This is a genomic window from Mesorhizobium sp. M1004, from assembly GCF_040318795.1.
GTDB lineage: Bacteria > Pseudomonadota > Alphaproteobacteria > Rhizobiales > Rhizobiaceae > Mesorhizobium.
The window spans coordinates 55181-75025 of the sequence record NZ_JAMYNB010000022.1 but is presented as its reverse complement, the minus strand read 5'-3'; the positions used below and the strand labels follow the sequence as shown (position 1 = coordinate 75025).

20 protein-coding genes and 1 pseudogene are annotated in these 19845 nt (G+C 63.0%); 10 read left to right on the top strand and 11 right to left on the bottom strand.

Features of this window, described 5'->3' with window-relative positions; genetic code table 11:
* Window positions 1-328: 328 nt before the first annotated feature.
* Entirely contained in the window at window positions 329-1762 is a 1434-nt protein-coding gene (cysS, locus tag NKH54_RS29960) for a cysteine--tRNA ligase (RefSeq protein WP_353029540.1), read from the bottom strand.
* Window positions 1763-2152: 390 nt separating this feature from the next.
* On the opposite strand from cysS, the gene NKH54_RS29955 reads away from it, so the two are divergent.
* Window positions 2153-2308, top strand: coding sequence for a hypothetical protein (locus NKH54_RS29955; RefSeq protein ID WP_023673568.1), 156 nt, complete (start codon window positions 2153-2155; stop codon window positions 2306-2308).
* 137 nt (window positions 2309-2445) lie between these two features.
* Here NKH54_RS29955 and NKH54_RS29950 read toward each other — a convergent pair whose 3' ends face one another.
* On the bottom strand, window positions 2446-3204 hold the full coding sequence (locus NKH54_RS29950) for an SOS response-associated peptidase (RefSeq protein ID WP_353029539.1): 759 nt from the start codon (window positions 3202-3204) through the stop codon (window positions 2446-2448).
* 123 nt (window positions 3205-3327) lie between these two features.
* Here NKH54_RS29950 and NKH54_RS29945 point away from each other — a divergent pair, with 123 nt between their 5' ends.
* The 4 genes from NKH54_RS29945 (at window position 3328) to NKH54_RS29930 (ending at window position 5676) form a co-directional block, all read left to right on the top strand.
* Entirely contained in the window at window positions 3328-3735 is a 408-nt protein-coding gene (locus NKH54_RS29945; RefSeq protein ID WP_353029538.1) for an NUDIX hydrolase, read from the top strand.
* A 67-nt stretch (window positions 3736-3802) separates the two neighbouring features.
* The gene (locus tag NKH54_RS29940) at window positions 3803-4180 is read left to right on the top strand and encodes a TIGR02301 family protein (RefSeq protein ID WP_023692875.1); all 378 of its coding nucleotides are present in this window, start codon (window positions 3803-3805) and stop codon (window positions 4178-4180) included.
* Window positions 4181-4508: 328 nt separating this feature from the next.
* Window positions 4509-4766 carry a hypothetical protein gene (locus NKH54_RS29935; protein ID WP_023673564.1) on the top strand — a complete coding sequence of 86 codons (258 nt, stop codon included), beginning with the start codon at window positions 4509-4511 and terminating at the stop codon, window positions 4764-4766.
* Window positions 4767-4872: 106 nt separating this feature from the next.
* The gene (locus tag NKH54_RS29930; RefSeq protein WP_353029537.1) at window positions 4873-5676 is read left to right on the top strand and encodes a hypothetical protein; all 804 of its coding nucleotides are present in this window, start codon (window positions 4873-4875) and stop codon (window positions 5674-5676) included.
* A gap of 41 nt (window positions 5677-5717) precedes the next feature.
* Here NKH54_RS29930 and NKH54_RS29925 read toward each other — a convergent pair whose 3' ends face one another.
* Both NKH54_RS29925 and NKH54_RS29920 read right to left on the bottom strand, forming a co-directional pair.
* Window positions 5718-6095, bottom strand: coding sequence for a hypothetical protein (locus tag NKH54_RS29925; RefSeq protein ID WP_023692873.1), 378 nt, complete (start codon window positions 6093-6095; stop codon window positions 5718-5720).
* A gap of 239 nt (window positions 6096-6334) precedes the next feature.
* Window positions 6335-7666: a dihydroorotase gene (locus NKH54_RS29920; RefSeq protein WP_023673560.1), complete on the bottom strand. Its 1332-nt coding sequence runs from the start codon at window positions 7664-7666 to the stop codon at window positions 6335-6337.
* An 82-nt stretch (window positions 7667-7748) separates the two neighbouring features.
* Here NKH54_RS29920 and ygfZ point away from each other — a divergent pair, with 82 nt between their 5' ends.
* The 3 genes from ygfZ to NKH54_RS29905 all read left to right on the top strand — a co-directional run bounded on the left by ygfZ (window position 7749) and on the right by NKH54_RS29905 (window position 11447).
* Entirely contained in the window at window positions 7749-8609 is an 861-nt protein-coding gene (gene ygfZ / locus NKH54_RS29915; protein WP_023684483.1) for a CAF17-like 4Fe-4S cluster assembly/insertion protein YgfZ, read from the top strand.
* Window positions 8609-9247, top strand: coding sequence for an HD domain-containing protein (locus NKH54_RS29910; RefSeq protein WP_023670260.1), 639 nt, complete (start codon window positions 8609-8611; stop codon window positions 9245-9247). Before ygfZ ends, NKH54_RS29910 begins: the two co-directional genes overlap by 1 nt.
* A gap of 67 nt (window positions 9248-9314) precedes the next feature.
* The gene (locus NKH54_RS29905) at window positions 9315-11447 is read left to right on the top strand and encodes a putative bifunctional diguanylate cyclase/phosphodiesterase (protein WP_023692871.1); all 2133 of its coding nucleotides are present in this window, start codon (window positions 9315-9317) and stop codon (window positions 11445-11447) included.
* Here the strand turns inward: NKH54_RS29905 and NKH54_RS29900 are convergent.
* Entirely contained in the window at window positions 11416-12264 is an 849-nt protein-coding gene (locus tag NKH54_RS29900; protein ID WP_031198851.1) for an AraC family transcriptional regulator, read from the bottom strand. The two genes, NKH54_RS29905 and NKH54_RS29900, sit on opposite strands and share 32 nt — an antisense overlap.
* Window positions 12265-12355: 91 nt before the next feature.
* Between NKH54_RS29900 and NKH54_RS29895 the strand changes: the two genes are divergently transcribed.
* Complete coding sequence (locus tag NKH54_RS29895; protein ID WP_023692869.1) at window positions 12356-13522, top strand: amidohydrolase; 1167 nt, start codon at window positions 12356-12358, stop codon at window positions 13520-13522.
* 12 nt (window positions 13523-13534) lie between these two features.
* On the opposite strand, the gene NKH54_RS29890 is transcribed toward NKH54_RS29895, so the two are convergent.
* Window positions 13535-14452, bottom strand: a complete 918-nt coding sequence (locus NKH54_RS29890; RefSeq protein ID WP_353029536.1) for a fatty acid desaturase family protein — start codon at window positions 14450-14452, stop codon at window positions 13535-13537.
* An 87-nt stretch (window positions 14453-14539) separates the two neighbouring features.
* Between NKH54_RS29890 and NKH54_RS29885 the strand changes: the two are divergent.
* Window positions 14540-15438, top strand: a pseudogene (locus tag NKH54_RS29885) (LysR substrate-binding domain-containing protein).
* 13 nt (window positions 15439-15451) lie between these two features.
* Here NKH54_RS29885 and NKH54_RS29880 read toward each other — a convergent pair.
* From NKH54_RS29880 to NKH54_RS29860, 5 genes are all read right to left on the bottom strand, one after another.
* The gene (locus NKH54_RS29880) at window positions 15452-15724 is read right to left on the bottom strand and encodes a DUF3303 domain-containing protein (protein WP_023670254.1); all 273 of its coding nucleotides are present in this window, start codon (window positions 15722-15724) and stop codon (window positions 15452-15454) included.
* Window positions 15725-15762: 38 nt separating this feature from the next.
* The gene (locus NKH54_RS29875; protein ID WP_023692866.1) at window positions 15763-17226 is read right to left on the bottom strand and encodes a RimK family ATP-grasp domain-containing protein; all 1464 of its coding nucleotides are present in this window, start codon (window positions 17224-17226) and stop codon (window positions 15763-15765) included.
* A 5-nt stretch (window positions 17227-17231) separates the two neighbouring features.
* On the bottom strand, window positions 17232-18329 hold the full coding sequence (locus NKH54_RS29870; protein WP_023692865.1) for a peptidase C39 family protein: 1098 nt from the start codon (window positions 18327-18329) through the stop codon (window positions 17232-17234).
* Between the two features lie 206 nt (window positions 18330-18535).
* Window positions 18536-19327 carry an anti-sigma factor family protein gene (locus tag NKH54_RS29865; protein ID WP_353029535.1) on the bottom strand — a complete coding sequence of 264 codons (792 nt, stop codon included), beginning with the start codon at window positions 19325-19327 and terminating at the stop codon, window positions 18536-18538.
* Window positions 19324-19842, bottom strand: a complete 519-nt coding sequence (locus NKH54_RS29860; protein ID WP_023702686.1) for an RNA polymerase sigma factor — start codon at window positions 19840-19842, stop codon at window positions 19324-19326. The genes NKH54_RS29865 and NKH54_RS29860 overlap by 4 nt, the downstream gene beginning before the upstream one ends.
* Between the last annotated feature and the right edge of the window lie 3 nt (window positions 19843-19845).

Genomic DNA, 19845 nt, shown 5'->3' with positions numbered 1-19845 from the left:
CTTTGCATTCTTGCGCTGACGCGATGGAACGAGGTCGTGACCCATGCTCAGGCCACTCCGCGCTGGCGATTAGCGAAAACCGAGGCGAGGGCTGATCTCCCCCCTTGCGGGGGAGATGTCCGGCAGGACAGAGGGGAGTGCTGTCCCGCCAGCGTCTCAACCGGCAGCCATTGCGTTCTCAGAAAGTGACCGAAATGAAAGTGGGCAAGAAGGAACGCTGGCGTTCCTTCACACCCCCCTCTGTCCTGCCGGACATCTCCCCCGCAAGGGGGGAGATTGGCTGTCGCTCCGGCCTTCGCCAATCTTACAACGGTGTCTCGCGCCACCCTCACCGCTTTACCTCCCACGTCGTCACGCGTTCGCCAGTGATAGGATCCTTGCCGTCTTTCAGCTGCACGCCCTGCGCCAGAAGCTCATCGCGGATGCGATCGGCTTCGGCCCAGTTTTTCGCTGCGATCAGTTCCAAGCGCTTGGCGATCGCCTTGGCGACCGCAACCTCGTCGACCTTGGCCGCGCCTATATCGAAGCCGAGGAACAACAGCGATGCATTCAGCGATGCGGCCGCTTCGTTGCCCTCCGCGGCCTCACCGGCAAGCTGCGTGAGCTGCTGGAAGGCGGCATAGGTGGCGAGGTCGTCAGACAGCGCCGCCACAACCTCCGCCGGAACTTGCCCTGCCGACGGGGCGAGATCGGCGGCGCGCTTCCATTTGCGCAGCGTATTCTCGGCCTCTTCCAGCTTGCGTACGGAAAAGTCGATCGGCTCGCGGTAATGCGTCATCAGCATCGCCAGACGCAGCACCTCGCCCGGCCATTTGCGGCCGCCGAAGGTCTCGGTCTCCAGCAGTTCGGCGATCGCGTAGAAATTGCCGACGCTCTTCGACATTTTCTGGCCCTCGACCTGCAGGAAGCCGTTGTGCATCCAGACATTGGCCATGACGTCGGTGCCGTGGGCGCAACGCGACTGGGCGATCTCGTTCTCATGGTGCGGGAAGATCAAATCGAGGCCGCCGCCATGGATGTCGAAGACATCGCCGAGATAGGCGGCCGACATGGCCGAGCATTCGATGTGCCAGCCCGGCCGGCCCCTGCCCCATGGGCTGGCCCAGCCCGGCTCTTCCGGTGACGACAATTTCCACAGCACGAAATCGCCCGGGTTCTTCTTGTGAGCGTCGACGGCAATTCGCGCACCGGCCTGCTGTTCGTCGAGATTGCGCTTCGACAGCTCGCCATAATCCGGCATCGAGGCGGTGTCGAACAGCACTTCGCCGGCGGCGACATAGGCGTGGCCGCGTTCGATCAAACGTTCGATGAGGGTGATCATGTCAACCTTGCCGTCGGCGCGGCGCGCGACGAACTCGGTGGCGCGCGGCTCGACCGTCGGCGGCAAGCAGCCGAGTGCGGCGACATCCTTGTGGTACTGGTCGGCGGTTTTTTCGGTAACGCGGCGGATCGCCTCGTTGAGCGTCAGGCTTCCCGACGCGATCTCGGCGCCGAAATCGCGCAGCGCACGGGCGTTTATCTTGTCGTCGACATCTGTGATGTTGCGCACATACGTGACACCAGCCTCGCCGTAGAGGTGACGCAGCAAACGGAACAGCACGTCGAAGACGATCGCCGGACGCGCATTGCCGATATGGGCAAAGTCGTAGACGGTTGGGCCGCAGACATACATGCGCACATTCGACGGGTCGATCGGGACGAACACGTCCTTCGTCCGCGTTAGCGTGTTGTAGAGGCTGAGACCCTTCGATGCGTCAGACATGCGTGCCCTTCCGGTCCGTTAAGTTCTGGAGAGAGCCTTACCTGTGCCAAGGCACAAATCGGGCTCCAGCCTGCTGGCCGGGGCGTTTGTCCACTCTGGGGAAAGATGAGGCGAAAACGTCCGGACCAGCGCGAAGCTAGCCAATAATGCAAATGCCACAAATGGCGAAAAACGTTTTCATCGGCGGCTTTATCGCCTTGGCCGGTGTTGCCGTCAAGTCGCAACTTCCGGCAAAAGCATCGCTGGTTCATAGGTCAGGAGCCGCTGAAACATTTTATTAAACATGTCGGCACAGTCATGAAACATTCGCCGGCTAGTTCACCATAGGTCACGATTCGGTCAGATTCGGCCGGCAAACGCAGACACGGAAATGTTACAGGGAAGAGATCGATGTCACGAACCAAGCAGGAATCGAGCCGCGCCAAGCAACCGGCGCTCGCCAACCACTACCGTGCGATCGGCCCGGCCGCGATCGTCGCCGCCCTTCTCCACACCGCGAAGAATAAAAAGCCGGCGCCGAAAATCACTTCGCCCCGCGCTGCCTGAACAGGCATCGTGCCGGCCGCCGACAAGGCGTGCGCCGGAACGGAAGGCTGAGGCGCCTATAGCGCGCCTGAAACAACAGCTCTTCCTATTGAGCAGGTTCTTCCCGAAGACCGGACCTGGCTTCTTGGGAACGCGCTCTAAAACAGCGTCATCTGACTGTCGTCCGCGCCGGGCTTCTGGCGCCTGACCTTGCCGGGCTCGACGATGCCCATGTCCTGTATCTCCGGCCCGGTGTTGGCGACCTTGTTGACGAGGTCGGAGACCGGAATTGCCTCGAAGAAATCGGGCAGCGCGGGTTTGAGCAGGTCGGCCACGTCGCGCGGTTCGAGCGTGCGGCAGTCCAGCCAGCGGGCGAAATCTTCCGGCGCGATCACCACCGGCATCCGGTCATGGATATGGGCGATGCTGGCATTGGCGTTGACGGTAAGAATGGCGCCGGTGTCCATTTCCGAACCGCCCGGCTCGGCATAGGTTTCAATCAGCCCGGCAAAGGCGATCAACCCGCCATGCCGCGGCCGTATCCAGTAGGGCTGGCCCTTCTTGCCGCTGCCGGATTGCTGCCACTCATAGAAGCCGGAGGCCGGCACCAAGGCACGGCGATGGCGCATGGCGGCTTTGAACGAGGCTTTTTCAATAGCGCCTTCCGAACGCGCGTTGATGAGCAGCGGAAATTCCCTGGTGTCCTTGACCCAGGTGGGGATCAGCCCCCAGCGCACCGGCATCGCCTGGCGATCCGGGAAATTCGAGCCCGGCATGCGCGGCGGCCCCGACAACGCCATCAGCACCGGCTGCGTCGGCGCGATGTTGTAGCGGGCCGGAAAATCCTCCAGCTCCGCCAGGCCGAGCAAGGCGGCGGTCTGGTCGGGCGTCGCGGTCAGGGCAAAGCGTCCGCACATTGGCAAGCTCGATGAATTGATCCGATCGCGAACGTGGCGATGGAACCGGCGCTGCGCAACCGCTAAAGCTGCTCGCTGCCAGCCGGTCCACAGGGTGGGCCTCACATAAGCGAATCGATATCGATGAACGAGCAGCGCAAGATACTTCCCGCAGTCTCGGTCGCCGTCGTGCGCGGCAGGACGGTGCTGCTGGTCAAACGGGCGCGGCCGCCGTCGCAGGGGCTTTATGCCTTTCCCGGCGGCAAGGTCGAGCCCGGCGAGACGCTGCAAGAAGCAGCAGTGCGCGAATTGCTGGAGGAAACCGGGCTGCGGGCGCAGGACTATCGTCCGCTTCGCGACATCCACATCGACGGCAGGGGCGAGAATCACCCGGTCGACTATCTGCTGACCGTGTTCGGCGCCGTTTATGCCGGCGGCGAAGCGACGGCCAGCGACGATGCCGAGACCGCCGCCTTCTATAGTCTTGATGAAATGGCGATGCTGCCGCTCGCGGGTGACGTCATGGAGGTGGCTGAAGAGCTTTTGGCCTGAAGCAGGCCCATATCTGCCGCTCCGAGAATCGCCTTGCAGGCGACAAAATGTTTCGTCAGATAGACTTATGACCCGCACCTCGCTGTTCCTTGCCGCATGCATCGCCACCGCCACGGCTTTTGCCGTGCAGCCGGCGCTGGCCGCCGAGTCGCCGTTCGAGCCCGGGCTGATGCGACTGGCCGAGGTGCTGGGGTCGCTGCATTTCCTGCGCAATCTGTGCGGCGAAAAGGGCGACCAGTGGCGCACCGAGATGGAAAAGCTGATCGATTCGGAAAATCCCGATCCGGAGCGGCGTGCCCGCTTCATCGCCAGCTTCAACCGCGGTTACCGTTCCTTCGGCGGCACCTATACCCAATGCACGCCGTCAGCGACCGAAGCCATCAGCCGCTACATGAAGGAAGGCGAGACGCTGTCGCGCGACATCGCCTCGCGTTACGGCAACTGACGAGCGCCAGACGGCGTTTAGCGAACGCCTTTTCGAGCACCCGCCTTGTATCCACGGCACGTTGATGCAATCTTGGTGTTGCACTTGCGCAACAGTATTAACGAAACGTTAGCGCGCGAATGCGGAATTAACTCAAACTGAAGGTTTTCATCCCGCTCACCGGTCTAATCGGCTAAGTTTGAATCGGACCGAACGCAGGCGACGAAGTTTGTAAAGACGATCAAAAAAATGTCGTATTTACAGATACTTACTTAGCCTGCGTGAGATAGGGGCAGCCCAAGCCGGATCCGACCCGTCGGACCGCCGCTTGAAAAGGTGGACATCGCAAATGGAACATGGCGTCAACGACATCGACGCGCTGGTCAGGGAAGAAAAGCGCCTGACCGCGGTGGAAAGCCATAGCGAGGCCTGGGCGGAAGGTCTGTCGGCCGGCATAGAACCTGAAATCATCGCCGAGGCAGCGCTTGAAACCGCGTTCGGCGAGATGCTGCGAGCCAATGGCGAAACCTCGGCCCTTGCCCTGCTCGATCGCATGCGTGAAAAGGTGATCGCCGGCGCCTTCGAGCCGGAGCGGTTTCGGCACTAGGCGTCGCGCGTCTCAGAGGGTGCATCGCCAGCTTACCGGTTCTTTGACGACGGCGCGCCGTTTGGGCATCATGCCTGAACAGCCTAGGCCCAAGGAGAGGCAAGCGGTGAATTTTTCGATGTCAGGCCGGCCTCGCGGCGTGGTCCTCAGCATCTGGCTTGCCGCCTCTTGCGCCGCGGTTCCGCTGGCGCTTGTCCTGACCAGCAACCCTGCCTATGCGCTGAGCGAGATCAAGCGCGAGGAGCTTCCAGCTCCTGCCGGGCCACCAGCCAATGGTGAGACGGCGCCGTCTGAAAATTCAGTGCCAATGCCCGATCTGCCCGGCACGGTGCCACCGGCCGCCAGCCAGCCGAAATCGCCCACGGAGCCCGGACAAAGCCAACCGGAAGCCCCCGCCAACGATGGCGGCGTGGCCAACCCGCGTGCCGATCCAGAAGCGCCGGTGCCCGAAGTCGTCTATGGCCTTTCCAAATTGCCCGAGCCCGTCAGGCGCATGCGCGATCTGATGGTCGAGGCCTGCGTCAGCGGCGACATCGAGAAGCTGCGGCCGCTGATCGGCAAGGGCGACACCATGACCCAATTGTCGCTGGGCGAAATCGAGGGCGACCCGATCGCCTTCCTGAAAGGGCTATCGGGCGACAAGGAAGGTCAGGAAATCCTCGCCATCCTGGAAGAGGTGCTCAATGCCGGCTATGTCCATGTAGACGTCGGCACACCGCAGGAACTCTATGTCTGGCCGTATTTCTTCGCCCTGCCGCTGGACAAGCTCAACGCCAGGCAGCGGGTCGAACTGTTCAAGATCGTCACCGCCGGCGACTATGACGACATGAAGCAGTTCGGAGCCTACATCTTCTACCGCGTCGGCATTACGCCCACCGGGCAGTGGACGTTTTTCGTCGCCGGGGATTGAACGGCCGGCGAATAGCTGTCTCTCCTGCGCGGTTGAGGCGCTTATTTACAACTGTATTCCCAAGTGAAAATTTGAGGATGCTCAGCGTCGGGATCCTCGTCTTGTTCAGGATCCCTGCTTACGGCTATACTCCCCAGGGCGCTGACGCCATTTTGGCAACTACCCTTGATCAATCTCGCCACCATTCCAAAAACTTGCAGATGCCGATCTCGGAACGACATCTCCGCCAGCGGCCCATCATACTTTTCTCTGTTATGAATGACCTCTATGCGTCTCTTGTTCGAACCCAGGTCGATTATAGAGTAGTTGAATTCCGATCCGCTCAATTCAGACACACCCTGCTTCGGGGTATCCAGGGCATTTGCCGAAACTTCAGTCATACCCAGAATGATCAAGATAGCGGAGATATATCTGAGCATAATTCCCCCCAATAAACGAGAATTAGAGTCTGTCTTGCCGGATGCTTTCCAGAGTAATTCCAGGAAAAGTGTGAAACGGCTTTCCGTCCGAATTGCGTCCAAACAAAGAGAGTGACGGATTTGGCAGAACAATGCACCGCTTTGGTTAGTAAATACGCCGCGGTATTGGCCTGTCCCGCCTGGCGGTCGAACGGGGATCCGTAGCCGAGGACACGTATGGTGGTTCGTTATCCGGCCGCCTAAGCCGGCAGCGCCTCGGAAAACTCCACCGGCCTGCCCTGTCCTGGCGTGACGATCTCGCCTTCCCACATCACGCGACGACCGCGCACGATGGTGCCGACCGGCCAGCCGGTGACTTCCTTGCCGTCATAGGGCGTCCAGCCGGCCTTGGAGCCGGCCTGCGCATTGGTGATGGTCTCGCGGCACTTCATGTCGACAACGGTGAAATCGGCGTCATAGCCTGCGGCGATACGGCCTTTCCGGGCCATGCCGAAGATGCGCTGCGGGCCGTGGCTGGAGAGGTCGACGAAGCGCTGCAGGGTCAGCAGGCCTGAATTGACGTGGTCGAGCATGATCGGCACCAGCGTCTGCACCCCGGTCATGCCAGACGGTGAGGCCGGATAGGGCTTTGCCTTTTCGGCCAGCGTGTGGGGGGCGTGGTCGGAGCCGAGCACATCGACAATGCCTTGCGCAATGCCGTGCCAGACGCCGTCGCGATGGCGGGCCGCGCGAACCGGCGGATTCATCTGGATCAGCGTGCCCAGCCGCGCATAGTCGTCGGCGGTGAGCGTCAAATGGTGCGGCGTCGCCTCGCAGGTGGCGACATCCTTGTGCTGTTCGAGGAACACGATCTCTTCGGCAGTGGAGATGTGCAGGACATGGATGCGGGCGCGGGTGCTGCGCGCGATGCGCACCAGCCGCTCGGTGCAGCGCAAGGCCGCGATCTCGTCGCGCCAGACGGGGTGTGAGGACGGGTCGCCCTCGACGCGCAAGCCGAGGCGCTCGCGCAGCCGGAACTCGTCCTCCGAGTGAAAGGCGGCGCGGCGGCGGGTGTTGCGCAGGATCGATGCGACACCCTCGTCGTCCTCGACTAGCAGGTCGCCGGTGGACGAGCCCATGAACACCTTTATCCCGGCAGCACCCGGCAGCCGCTCGAGCTCACCGACATCATTGGCATTCTCGCGTGTGCCGCCAACCCAGAAGGCGAAGTCGCAATGCATCCGGCTGGTGGCGCGGCGCACCTTGTCGGCAAGCGCCGCCTCGCTGGTGGTCAGCGGATTGGTGTTGGGCATTTCGAAGACGGCGGTGACCCCGCCCAGAACAGCGGCGCGAGATCCACTCTCGAGATCTTCCTTGTGCTCCAGCCCCGGCTCGCGAAAATGCACCTGGCTGTCAACGACGCCGGGCAGGACGTGCAGCCCGCGACAGTCGATCGCTTCGCCGGCCGAAGCTTGGCGAAGATCGCCCATTGCGACGATGCGACCACCCTTGACGCCGACATCGCGCGCGCCCTCGCCATCATGGTTGACCACCGTGCCGCCTGTCAGGATGAGGTCGTAGGTGGTGGCCATGGGCGTTCGGTCTCTTGCGGGGGGAGTATCGTCGGCTTACGTAAAGGCCGACCGTTTTGCAAGATCAGGTTCTTTGCCGCCCATGCCTTTTGCCCTGCTCAAAGACCGCGCTCTCATTTCCGTGTCAGGCCCGGATGCCGAGCATTTTTTGCAGAACATCCTCACCACCGACCTCGACACGCTGGCCGTCGACGCGGCAAAGCCCGGTGCGCTGCTTTCGCCGCAAGGCAAGATCCTGTTTGATTTCCTGATCTCGCGTAGCGGCGAAGACGCATTCCGGCTGGATTGCCGTGCCGATATCGCAGACGACTTCCTGCGCCGGCTGATGCTTTACAAGCTGCGCGCCAAGGCCGAGATTGCTAGGCAGGATCAAGTGCTTGTGACGGTTGCCTGGGGCGATGATTCAAGCGCCTCACCTTCTGATTCAACGACACTTGCCGATGTCCGCTTCCGCGATGTGGTTGTGAGCCGTTCCTATGGCGGCGCATCCGCAGGTGGCGACCCGGCTGCGTGGAAGGCGCTCCGCATCGCCAAAGGCATTGCCGAAAGCGGTTCCGATTATCAGCTCGGCGATGCCTTCCCTCACGACGTGCTGCTCGACGAGACCGGCGGCGTCGGCTTCAAGAAAGGCTGCTATGTCGGCCAGGAAGTGGTCTCGCGCATGCAGCATCGCGGCACCGCCAGGCGCCGCGTGCTGATCGTTTCGGCCGACCGCGCCTTACCCGCGCCCGGCACGGAGCTGACGGTTGCGGGGCGGCCGGTCGGCACGCTCGGCTCGACCGCGGGCACGGCCGGACTCGCCATTGCCCGCATCGACCGGGTCAAGGCGGCGCTCGACGCTGGCCAGCCGGTACTGGCCGGTGATGTCACCGTCTCGCTCGCCATCCCGGCCTGGGCGCAGTTCAGCTTTCCCAGGGAAGCCATCGGCGCGGAGGACGCCTGATGGCTGCCGATCGCGTCGGAGCGCCACCGCGCGCGTGGCAGCGCATGCTGTCGGGACGGCGGCTCGACCTGCTAGATCCCTCGCCGCTCGACATCGAAATCTCCGACATCGCCCACGGGCTTGCCCGCGTCGCCCGCTGGAACGGGCAGACCCGCGGCGATCACGCCTTTTCGGTCGCCCAGCATTCGCTGCTGGTCGAGGCGCTGTTCAGCGAGTTGCAGCCGGACGCCTCGGCCAATGCTCAGTTGGCAGCACTGCTGCATGACGCGCCGGAATATGTCATCGGCGACATGATCTCGCCGTTCAAATCGGTAATGGGCGGCTCCTACAAGGAGTGTGAGCTGCGTCTCCAGCGCGCCATCCATCAGCGCTTTTCGCTGCCGCCCGAACTCGGCGTCGGCTTGCGCAAGGAGATCAAGCGCGCCGACCAGATCGCCGCCTATTACGAGGCGACGCTGCTTGCCGGTTTCTCGACCGCGGAAGCAACCGAGTTCTTCGGCCGGCCGCGCGGGTTCAATGCCGACCGCTTCGACTTTAAGCCGCACTCGGTGACCTCGGCGCAAGCTGCCTTCCTCAAACGCTACGCAACGCTTGAAAAGCAACGCCAGGCAACGGTTGCCGTGCATTCGGCGCAGTGAACATACGCTAAATTAACCAGCGGTAACCACAGTACCGGGTTTCGATCACGGTCAGCAGGCACGCCTCATGTCCGTTGCGCACGTCAAGGGTGGTTCGCCCGTCCGCAGACGGGGAGCCGGAGGCGTCGCCGCGCCACGGCAGATCGCCGACGAACTGCGCCACCAGAACGAGCGCTTTTCCGCGGCCGTCGAGAATATGTCGCATGGGCTGTGCATGTTCGACGCCGACGAGCGGATGATCATCTGCAACGGCAACTATATCAGCATCTTCTCCCTCGACGCGAAGATCGTGCGGCCCGGCATCGCGTTCCTGGACATTCTAAAGCACAGCGTCGACATCGGTGTCGCCTCACAGAGCGCCGAAGACCTGTATGCCATCCGCAAGCCCTATATCGAGCGCGCGCAAGCCTCGACCTACGAGGAAATACTGTCGGACGGACGCATCGTTTCCATCACGCACCGGCCGCTGGCCTCAGGCGGCTGGGTGTCGATCTATGAGGACATTACGGAGCAAAGGCGGGCCGAGCAGGAACTGAAGGAGCAGCACCGCCGCTTCGATGCGGCGCTCGCCAACATGTCGCAAGGCCTGTTGATGTACGACGCCGAAGGCACGCTGATCGTGCGCAACCAGCGCTTCCTCGACCTCTACAAGGTCACGCCTGACGACTTCCCGCTCGGCATGAGCCAGCGCGCCCTGCTCGAACAGATGGTGCGACTGCGCATCTATCCGTCGATGGACATCGACGGCGAGATCGCCAACACCAGAGCCAGCCTGCAGGCCGGTGAGGAGCGTTCGACAGACCGCAGCCTTGCCGATGGCCGAACGCTGCTGGTTGCGCGCCGGCCGCTTACCGGTGGCGGCTGGGTGGCGACCTTCGAAGACATCACCGAGCGCCGGCGCGCCGAAGAGCGCATGAGCCACCTTGCCCATTACGACACGCTGACCGACCTGCCCAACCGCTCGATGTTTCGCGAACGGCTCGACCAGGCGATGACCGGCGATACACCGTTGGCGATCTTCTCGCTCGACCTCGATCGCTTCAAGGCCGTTAACGACACCTGGGGACACCCGGCCGGTGACTGGCTGCTGAAATGCGTGGCGGAGCGGTTGCGGCACAGCCTGCGCAGCGACACCGATGTGGTCGCCCGCCTTGGTGGCGACGAGTTCGCCATCCTGCAGTTCAATCCCAAAGGCGCCACCGATGCGGAACAACTGGCAAAACGCATCGTCGCTGTCGTCAGCCAGCCGTTTCGCGACAAGGGCCGCGACATGCATGTCGGCATCAGCCTTGGCATCGCGCTGTATCCCGGTGACGGCAAGGACGCCGACACGCTTTTGAAGAACGCCGACATGGCGCTTTACAGCGGCAAGAGCGAAGGCCGCAACGTCTACCGCTTTTTCGAGCCCGGCATGGATGCCTTGGTGCGGGCGCGCCTGGCGCTCGAAACCGATCTCGAGACGGCACTGAAACGGCGGGAGTTCGTGCTGGAGTTCCAGCCGATCACCAACATCGCGTCGGGCAAGATCGTCGGCGCCGAAGCGTTGATGCGGTGGAATTCACCGACGCGCGGCCTGGTGGCGCCCGACGATTTCATCGCAGCCGCCGAAGACAGCGGGCTGATCGTTCCGCTGGGCGAATGGGCGCTGAAACAGGCCTGCAGCGTGGCCGCCGGCTGGCCGCCTGGAATGCGCATCGCCGTCAATGTCTCGGCAGTGCAGATCAGAAGCGCCGACTTTGCCCGCAGCGTGATTTCGGCGCTGGCCGTTTCCGGTGTGCCGGCCAGCCGGCTCGAACTGGAAATCACCGAGACCGTGCTGATGGATGAGAGCGAGACGGTGCTGAAGACGCTGAGGCAGCTGCGCGAACTCGGTATCCGCATCGCGCTCGACGATTTCGGCACCGGCTATTCGTCGCTCGGCTATCTCAGGCGTTTTCCCGTCGACAAGATCAAGATCGACCGCTCCTTCATCCACGATATCGACAACAAGGACACGGCGGCGATCGTGCGCACGATCATCGGGCTTGGTGCCGAACTTGGCATCACCGTCACCGCCGAAGGCGTCGAGACCGAAGCGCAGCTCGACATATTGCGCAAGGCTGGCTGCGTCGAGGCGCAGGGCTTTCTGATCGGCATGCCGTCAAAGGCCGCCGACATGGCTCGACTTCTCAAGACGAGGGCAGCGTCCCGGCGCGCCTGAACATCCCCGGCGTCATTCCATGCGCGGCGCGGAAGGTGCGCGAGAGATGGCTTTGGTCGGAGAAGCCGGCCGCAAAGGCGGCACCGGCGAGATCTGAACCTTGCCGGATCAGCAGATCGGCACGGCGCAGCCTGCGGTCACGGATGAAGGCAGCAGGGGTGAGACCCAGCACTTTCCTGAAATCGCGGATAACTTGAAAGCGCGTCACGCCTGCGGCTTCAGCGAGCCGCTGCAAATCGAGGTCCGAGTTCAGATGGTCTTCGATGACCTGTTCATAGACCCGGAGCCGGCTTTTCGATCCGAAGCTTTCGACCGCCTCGCGCCGCCGGCCGCCCCAATCGCCATGGCGCAGGATGAGCTTGCGCAAGGCGATCAGCATGGATGTTTCGGCGCTGGTGGCATCATTCGATGTCGAAGCCAAGTGCGCGACGCCTACTGCCTGGACGAGATCGGCATCATCGACGATCGCTTGCGAAAACAACGGCGGGCGATCCTGCCCGAGCTCGTCCGCGATCGCACCCATGAGCGAGGCCGACGGATAGAAGGTGCGGTAAGCCCAACCCTGGTCGGCACCCGCCTCGCCGTCATGCCATATCTCCGGATCGACGAGCAGAACCGTGCCCGACGGCGCGAGGACAGTCTCGTTGCCGATGCGGACCCGCTCGCACCCTTGCGTGATCAGGGCGACGACATAGGTCGGGTGCGTGTGCAGCTGGTAGCGATGCCGCGTGAAGCGCGCCTTGAGCATGCCAAGATCGCGAAAGCGCGGATGACGCCAGAACTGCGTCGTCTCCTGAGGCTGTTGAATTCCAGACACGGTCAATCCTGTTCAAGACGCTGCCGGCGCAAAACCTTTACGTGCTGGCATCGACAAGGCCGAATTTAGGATAGCCGGCAAGGAGAGCGCAATGCTGCACAACGACCCCATCGCCGCCCTCACCCCGCAGGTGGTGGAATGGCGGCATCACATCCACGCCAACCCCGAACTCGGTTTCCAAGAGTATGAGACCGTGCGCTTCGTCGCCGACAAGCTGCGCACCTTCGGGCTCGACGAGGTTCATGAAGGCATAGGCGGCACCGGCGTGGTTGGCGTCCTCAGAGGACGGCCAGGCGTGCGCGCCATCGGGCTTCGGGCCGAACTCGATGCCTTGCCCGTGCTGGAGAAGACAGGATTGCCATATGCGTCGAAGAAAGACGGCGTGATGCATGCCTGCGGCCACGACGGGCACATCGCGATGCTGCTCGGCGCCGCCAAGCTGCTCGCCGACAACAGAGCCTTCGACGGCACCGTCTGTTTCATCTTCCAGCCGGCGGAAGAAAATGAAGGCGGCGCCATGCGGATGATCGAGGACGGACTGTTCGAGCGCTTCCCCGTGGAAGCCGTCTACGCCGTCCACAACTGGCCGGGGCTGCCGCTCGGAAAGATCGCGGCCCGTGCCGGGTCGATGATGGCGGCCGTCGACACTTTCGAACTGAACTTTGAGGGGACCGGCGCGCATGCCGCCATGCCGCAGCTAGGCGACGATCCCGTGCTCGCGGCCGGCGCCTTCGTTCAAGCCGTGCAGCGCATCGTCAGCCGTTCGGTCGACCCGCAAATGGCGCTGGTCGTTTCGATCACCCAGATCCATGGCGGCAATGTCGGCAACATCGTGCCGGGCAAGGTCTGGCTGCAGGGAACCTGCCGCTTCTTCGAGCCCACTTTGTCGGACCATTGCGAAAGGCTGATCGGCGACATCGCGCAAGGCATTGCCTCGGCGCATGCCCTCACCGCCAAGCTCGCCTACAAGAAAGGCTACCCGCCGCTGGTCAACACGTCGGCTGCCACTGACCGGGCCGTCCAGGCGGCAACCGCGGTTGTCGGCCGCGAGCAGGTCGAGACCGCATTCAACCCGAGCCTCGGCTGCGAGGATTTTGCCTACATGGTCCGCGAAGCCGGCGGCTGCTATGCCTGGGTCGGCGCAGGAGCGGTCAGACCGGGCGAAGGGCTGCACGGCGATCGCTATGTCTTCAACGACGCCATCGTCCCCACCGTGCTCCGCTATTTCGTCACGCTCGTTGAGCAGACGCTACGCTGACGGCCGAGCGCCTCAGCGCAAGGTCTCGACGTATTTCTCGTGGAAGCTGACATAGCCGGGTTCGACGACTTTGAGATGGCGCTCGATCAGCTGGTGGAAGGCCGGCAGCTGATGGAAGGGCACGCCGGGATAGGCGTGGTGCTCGGCGTGATACGGCATGTTCCAGGCGACTTTGCGCACCAGCCAGTTGGTCAGCGTGGTGCGGGTGTTTTCCAGCATGTTGGCGACAAGCGGGCAGCGGCCATGCTCGGCCAGCAGATAGAGCCTGAGGAAGGGCTGGCCGAGCAGCGCCGGCACGATCCAGACATAGAGCAGTACACTTGCCTCGAACCACAGGGCTAGCGCGGCGACCACGACATAGAAAGCGATCATGGCGTGGGCTTCAGTGCGCACCTTGGGCAGGCCTTTCGGCGGCACGTAGCTGTCGTGGCAGCCGCCAATCGCGTTGGTGTAGAGTGTCTGCAAATGCCCCCACCACACCGGCAGGCCCGAGACGTGGACGATGTATTGCCGCATCGTCTCCGGTTTCGGGAAGGCGAGTTCCGGATCGTTCTCGGGATCCTGGGTGAAACGGTGATGGGCGAAGTGGAAATAGCGAAACCAGTCGGCGGGCAGCGCGATCGCCAGGCTGCAGACCCTTGCGGCGGCATCGTTGAGCCACTGCGTCTCGAACGCCGTCCTGTGCACCGTCTCATGCAGCAGCGTGAACAGGAAGACGATAAGAATGCCTTGCGGCAACATCAACAGCGGCCAGTACGACACCTTGGCCGCAATCAGCCCGCCGATAGCCACAATCGCGCCGAGATGGAAGGCGAGTTGGACCAGACCCGGCCCGTCCGACTTGCCGGTCAGGCGGCTGCGCTGCTCATTGGTCAGGAACGCGATGACGTCGCGATGGTCTCTGGGTTCAAACTGGGCCGATACGGTCATGGCGCCAAGCTACTCGAATAAGAAAGCTTTCAAAAGACGAGGATTTCTGCGACACAGATAAGCTGACCTTACCTATCGGATCACCCAATGACCGCGCTTCCTTCCCTGAGAGGACTTCAAGCCTTCGAGGCGGCGGCGCGCTCGGGAGTTTCGCCGCAGCGGCGGATGAGCTCTCGATCTCGGCGGCTGCGGTCAGCCAGCTCATTCGCACCGTCGAGGAGCAGATGGGTCGAAAACTGTTCCATCGCGTCAACCGCCGCGTGGTGCTGACGGAAGCCGGTGTCGAGATGCTGCCCCGGCTGACCCTGGCTTTTCGGGAGATCGGCAGCATCGCGCGTGGCAGCGATGCCTTCCGCCCGCGGCTTGTCGTATCGGTGCCGCCGTCCATGGCGATGGGCTGGCTTTCCGAACGCCTCGCCGGCTTTGTCGCCAGCCACGGCGCCGTCGACATATCCCTGCGCGGCGATGACGATCCGGTGCCGTTCGACCGCGAACTGATCGACATCCGGCTGTCCTTCGGCCCGCACTATCGTGAACACCCGAGCGAGGAGATCGTCAGGGACGCCGTCTACCCCGTCTGCGCGCCAGAACTCACCGCCAAAACCGACAGCCTCGCCGGCCTGCCACTGATTCACACCGACTGGGGACCGACCGGCGCGTCGTTTCCGTCTTGGCGCACCTGGTTCGAGGCGGCGGGCATAGAACCCGGCCGCGCAGTGCAGCGCGGCCTGTCGGCGAACTCGTCGCGGGCAGCGCTCGACCTTGCCATTTCAGGGCTGGGCGTGGCGCTGGCGCAAGGCATTTATTGCGCCGGGGCGCTGGAAGAGGGCCGTTTGGTCCGGGCTAATGCCCTATCGATCGCGCTGCGTCAGCCATATTGCCTGACGATCCCGGAACGCAGTGCAAGGCGCGACCTGGTGGCGGCGTTTCGCAATTGGCTGATTGAGGAATGCCGGCGGTCGGTGGGTTCGCCGGTGCTCGGCTGATGGACCGAACTGCTCAGAGATGGCCGGCCAGTGCGGCGACCATGTCCTTGTTCGTCGCCACGGGAATGATCTCGAACTCCACCAGGTCAGACCATTCGATGACCCAGCGCTGCAGCAGCGTGACGTCATCGGCTTCGACCAAAAGGAAGCAGCGGCTCATATCAGCCGCGATCCAGGAGTGGTGCACGACAAGCGCGTCCGGCTTCAATCGGCCGCGCTCGCCGAAACGGCGGTAGATCTCCTTGCGGTCGCAGCCGGTGAAATCCTCGATGACGATGAACTGCATTTTTCCCCCTCGGTTGAATTACCGCCCGGGACGGCAAACTAACGCCCGGGACGGTCCAGCCGCTCCAGGAACCATTGCGTCAGCCGCACCCAGACTTCGTCCTTTTCGCCGGAATCCTCCCAGCCATGGTCGAGGTTCGGGTTGTCGTTGACCTCGATGACGAAGACGCCATCCTTGGTTTCCTTGAGATCGACGCCGTAAAGCCCGTCGCCGATGCAGCGCGCCGCCTTCACCGCGGTGTCGACGACATGCGGCGGCGTCTCTTTCAGCGTGAAGGTCTTGATACCGCCCTGGTCGGGCTTGCCGCTGGCCTTGTGGTTGACGATCTGCCAGTGTTTTTTCGCCATCAGATAATGCACGGCAAACAGCGGCTGCCCGCCGAGCACGCCGACGCGCCAGTCATATTCGGTCGGGATGAATTTCTGCGCGATCAGGAGATCGGAATCCTCCAGCCACTCGGTGGCGAGCGTCTTCAGTTCTTCGAAGTTGCCGCATTTCTTGACGCCGCGCGAGAACGATGAATCCGGGATCTTCAGCACCAGCGGAAAGCCCAGCGTCTGCGCCGCCAGTTCGAGATCCGAGGTGCCGGCTATCATCACCGTCGGCGGCACCGGCACCTTGTTGTAGGCCATCAGTTCGTTGAGATAGACCTTGTTGGTGCAGCGGATCATCGACAGCGGGTCGTCGATCACCGGCATGCCTTCCTGCTGGGCGCGGCGCGCGAAGCGGTAGGTGTGGTTTGAGATCGAGGTGGTCTCGCGGATGAACAGCGCGTCGTAATTGGCGAGCTTGGCCAAGTCCTTCCTGGTGATCGGCTCGATTTCGACGCCCATCTTTTCGGCGATCTTGGCCCAGTAACGCAGCGAGGAAATCTCCGACGGCGGCAGTTCCTCATGCGGATCGACCAGCGTGGCGAAGGTGTAGCGTGCCGGGGTGCGGCCCTTGGTGTCGCGCCACTCGCGGTTGGTGTACGTCTCGAGCGCCTGCACGAATAAGGCTTCTTCCTCCTCGGCCATCCTGGCCAGCGGCAGGAATCCGATCTTGCGGATCGAAGCCCATTCGGCGCTGTCCTTGATGTGAACCTCAAGCGCCGGAGCGCGGAACCAGTCGAACAACAGCTTGGCGAAGCGGTCCCAGACCTTCGACGGTCCGATGCCGAAGAAGATGCAGATTTTTTGCGGGAAAACGCCTCCGAGATCCTTGCGGCATTTGTTGAGCGCCAGCTCCAGTTCCGGCAGCGCGTGCTCGTAGAGCTTGCGCTCGGACAGGTCGATCATCGTCTCGACCGTCGGGATGACCTTGTGGCCGCGCGAACCGGCGAGCAGAGAGGCATAATAGCCGCGGCTCTGGTAGGCGTAATTGTTCGACAGGTTGATGACCTTCGGCTGCTGGCCGCGAAACAGCGCCGGATGCGCAAGATAGTCACGGTTGGTGATGATCTTGTGCGGCGTCGCCGCCGGGTCGAGATCGTTCTGACGGCCGGTGAGGATGACCCAGGTCATTGTTATCAGCGTTTCCCAAGAGTGATGGCAGCACGCAGTCCGTCGCGGCCGAATTGCGCCATGTTCATGAAGATGCCGTGCGGCACGGGAATGTTGGCGGCATCGAGGATGGTCTCCTGTCTTTCGTCCTCGACCCAGGGATCGTGGATCAGGATGTGGTCGCCATCGTCGCCGATAGCCAGCACCCAATGCGGCACCTTCTTGCCGAACATCAGGAAGCCGCTGATCAGCACCAGCACCAGTTTTCCCTGAGCCAGGGCGCCGCGGATATCGTCGATGGTGAATGGACGGTAATTCACCGGGATGCCGTAAAGTTCCGCGCGGCGGCGAAAGTCCACCTGGGCAAGTTCCATCACCCGGCGCTTGTCGTCGCTGCGCACCGATTGCAAGAACAGCGCGCCATAGAAGGACACGAAGATTTCCGCCGCAAGCCCGCTTTCGTAGCCGGAAACCGCAAGGCCGAAGGGCTCGCAGCCGCCTGGGCCGGACATCATGAACACGGTCGTTGCCTCGCGCCATAGGCGGATTTCCATGACCGGATCGGGCACGAAGCCGGAATCGAAATTGGCCATCGCCATCATCAGGCAGCATGGACCGCAGGTGAACTCGCAGGTCTGCTGGTAGAACGGGACTTTGGTGGCGACCGGAATATCGCCGCGCAAGGTCTTTTCGTAGCGCAGCGCGGTGGCGCCATCCTCGTAATAGTGGGGCTCGCGACCGATCTTGCGGTAGCCGCTCTGCTCATAGATGCCGATGGCGCGAAGATTGTCCTCGCGCACTTCGAGGCGCAACATCATGCGGTCGTGCTCGAAGGCAGCTTCTTCGGCCGCTGCAAGCAGCATGCGGCCAATGCCGCGGCCGCTGAAAAACGGGCTGGTGGCAAGCGAATAGAGCCGGGCGACGCCGCTGCCCTTGCGAAACAGCACGATGGCGTAGCCGGCGACACGGCCATCGCTTTCGGCGACCAGCATCTCGGCTGTCTCGCGTTCGATCAACAGGCGGAAGGAGCGCCGGGAAATGCGGTCACTGGAAAAAACCGCCTTCTCGATGGCGGCGAGGTCATCGACGTCGGACGCGCGGGCCTTGCGAATCTCGGCAGGCATGCGGGTTTGGAAAACCTCGATTGGGTGGAGGAAAAGGCCGCGGTCAAAAACGTCGCAAACATCAGCCGAAACGCCGATATCAGCCAAGCGCTATCGCACCTTGAATAGGGCCGAATTGTGACAGTTCCACCGCGAGTGGCGGGCGGTGACCGCGGCACCGCCAGGTGCGGCGCCGCCTCGGCGCATGACGCCAAAACCGAATGTGCTCAACTGGCGATACCGGCCAGAAGCTGACCGTAGGCGCGCTTGGCGACCGCAGCCAGCTGCTCTCGCGGCAGCGAGCCGACGACGGCGCAGGCATAGCCCTTGTCCAGCCAGTAGACCGCCTCGGGGCCGTCGGCGTCCGCCATGTAGATGCCCTTGGACTTGGCTGAGGAATCAGCGGTAACGAACAAGGAGATGCGCTGACCCTTGGCGTCCTCGTAAAGCAGCATCGCTGCCTTGCCCTGGCCGGCGGGCAGCAGCCGGCCGCCAACCAGCTGGAAGCCTTCCGCCACCAGATCCGGCGCCACCAGTTTCAGGCCGACGCGGTTGGACAGCCAGGTCTGCAGGTGATCCTTCTCGCTTGCCGGCACTTCCACCGCATGGCGCTGTTCGGCGGCATAGATGACATGGGCGGCGATCGCCTCTTCGGCCAGTTGGTCATCGGCGCCATCTTCCCTGCCGATGCCGTCGATGCCGGCAAAATAGCCGCCAAGACCGCCGATGACGAGCACTGCGGCCGCCGCGGGCGCAAGCCACCAGCGCGACTGCCGCGCCGCCGCTTTGGTCGCGCCTTCACCGCTAACGATCTGCTTGAACAGCACCGGCACGGGCTCGTCGAGCACACCGGCAAAGGCGGCGCGCAACGCGGTGCGGTCGGCGGTGTAGCGGGCGCTTTTGGCCTTCATTTCGGGATTGGCGTCGATCCAGGCGTCGTAGGCGGCGCGCTCGTCGCCCGGCAGCTCGCCGTCGAGAGCCATGTGGATATCGCGTTCGGAAAAATCGCGGCGGGTCATTTCTCGACGATCCTTATCGAGCGGCGGCGCGCCGTGTCATCGAGCAGGCTGCGCAGCTCCTCGCGTCCGCGCGCTATGCGCGACATCAGCGTGCCGGCGGGCACGCCGAGAATGTTGGCGGCTTCGGCATAGGAGAATCCTTCGATGGCGACCATGACGAGAGCGGCGCGACGGTCGGGGCTGATCGCCTGCAATGCGTCGATGATCTCGCGCGAGGCGGCGTTCTCCGCCTGCTCGGCGGGGACTGCCTGCGCCTCGTTTGCGTCAAGCGGTAGGATCGTCGCCTCACCGCGCCGGTTCACCTTGCGCATCTGATCGATGAACAAATGATGCATGATCGTAAACAGCCACCTCCGGGGGCTTTCTCCCGTCTGCCAGCTTTCAAGCCGCAAGAGCGCTCGTTCGAGGCAATCCTGGACGAGATCGTCAGCGGATTCGCGGTCGCGCAGAAGCGAGCGTGCGTAGCGGCGCAGGCGCGGTATTTCGCCAAGGATTGCTGCCTTCTTTTCGTCCATGAC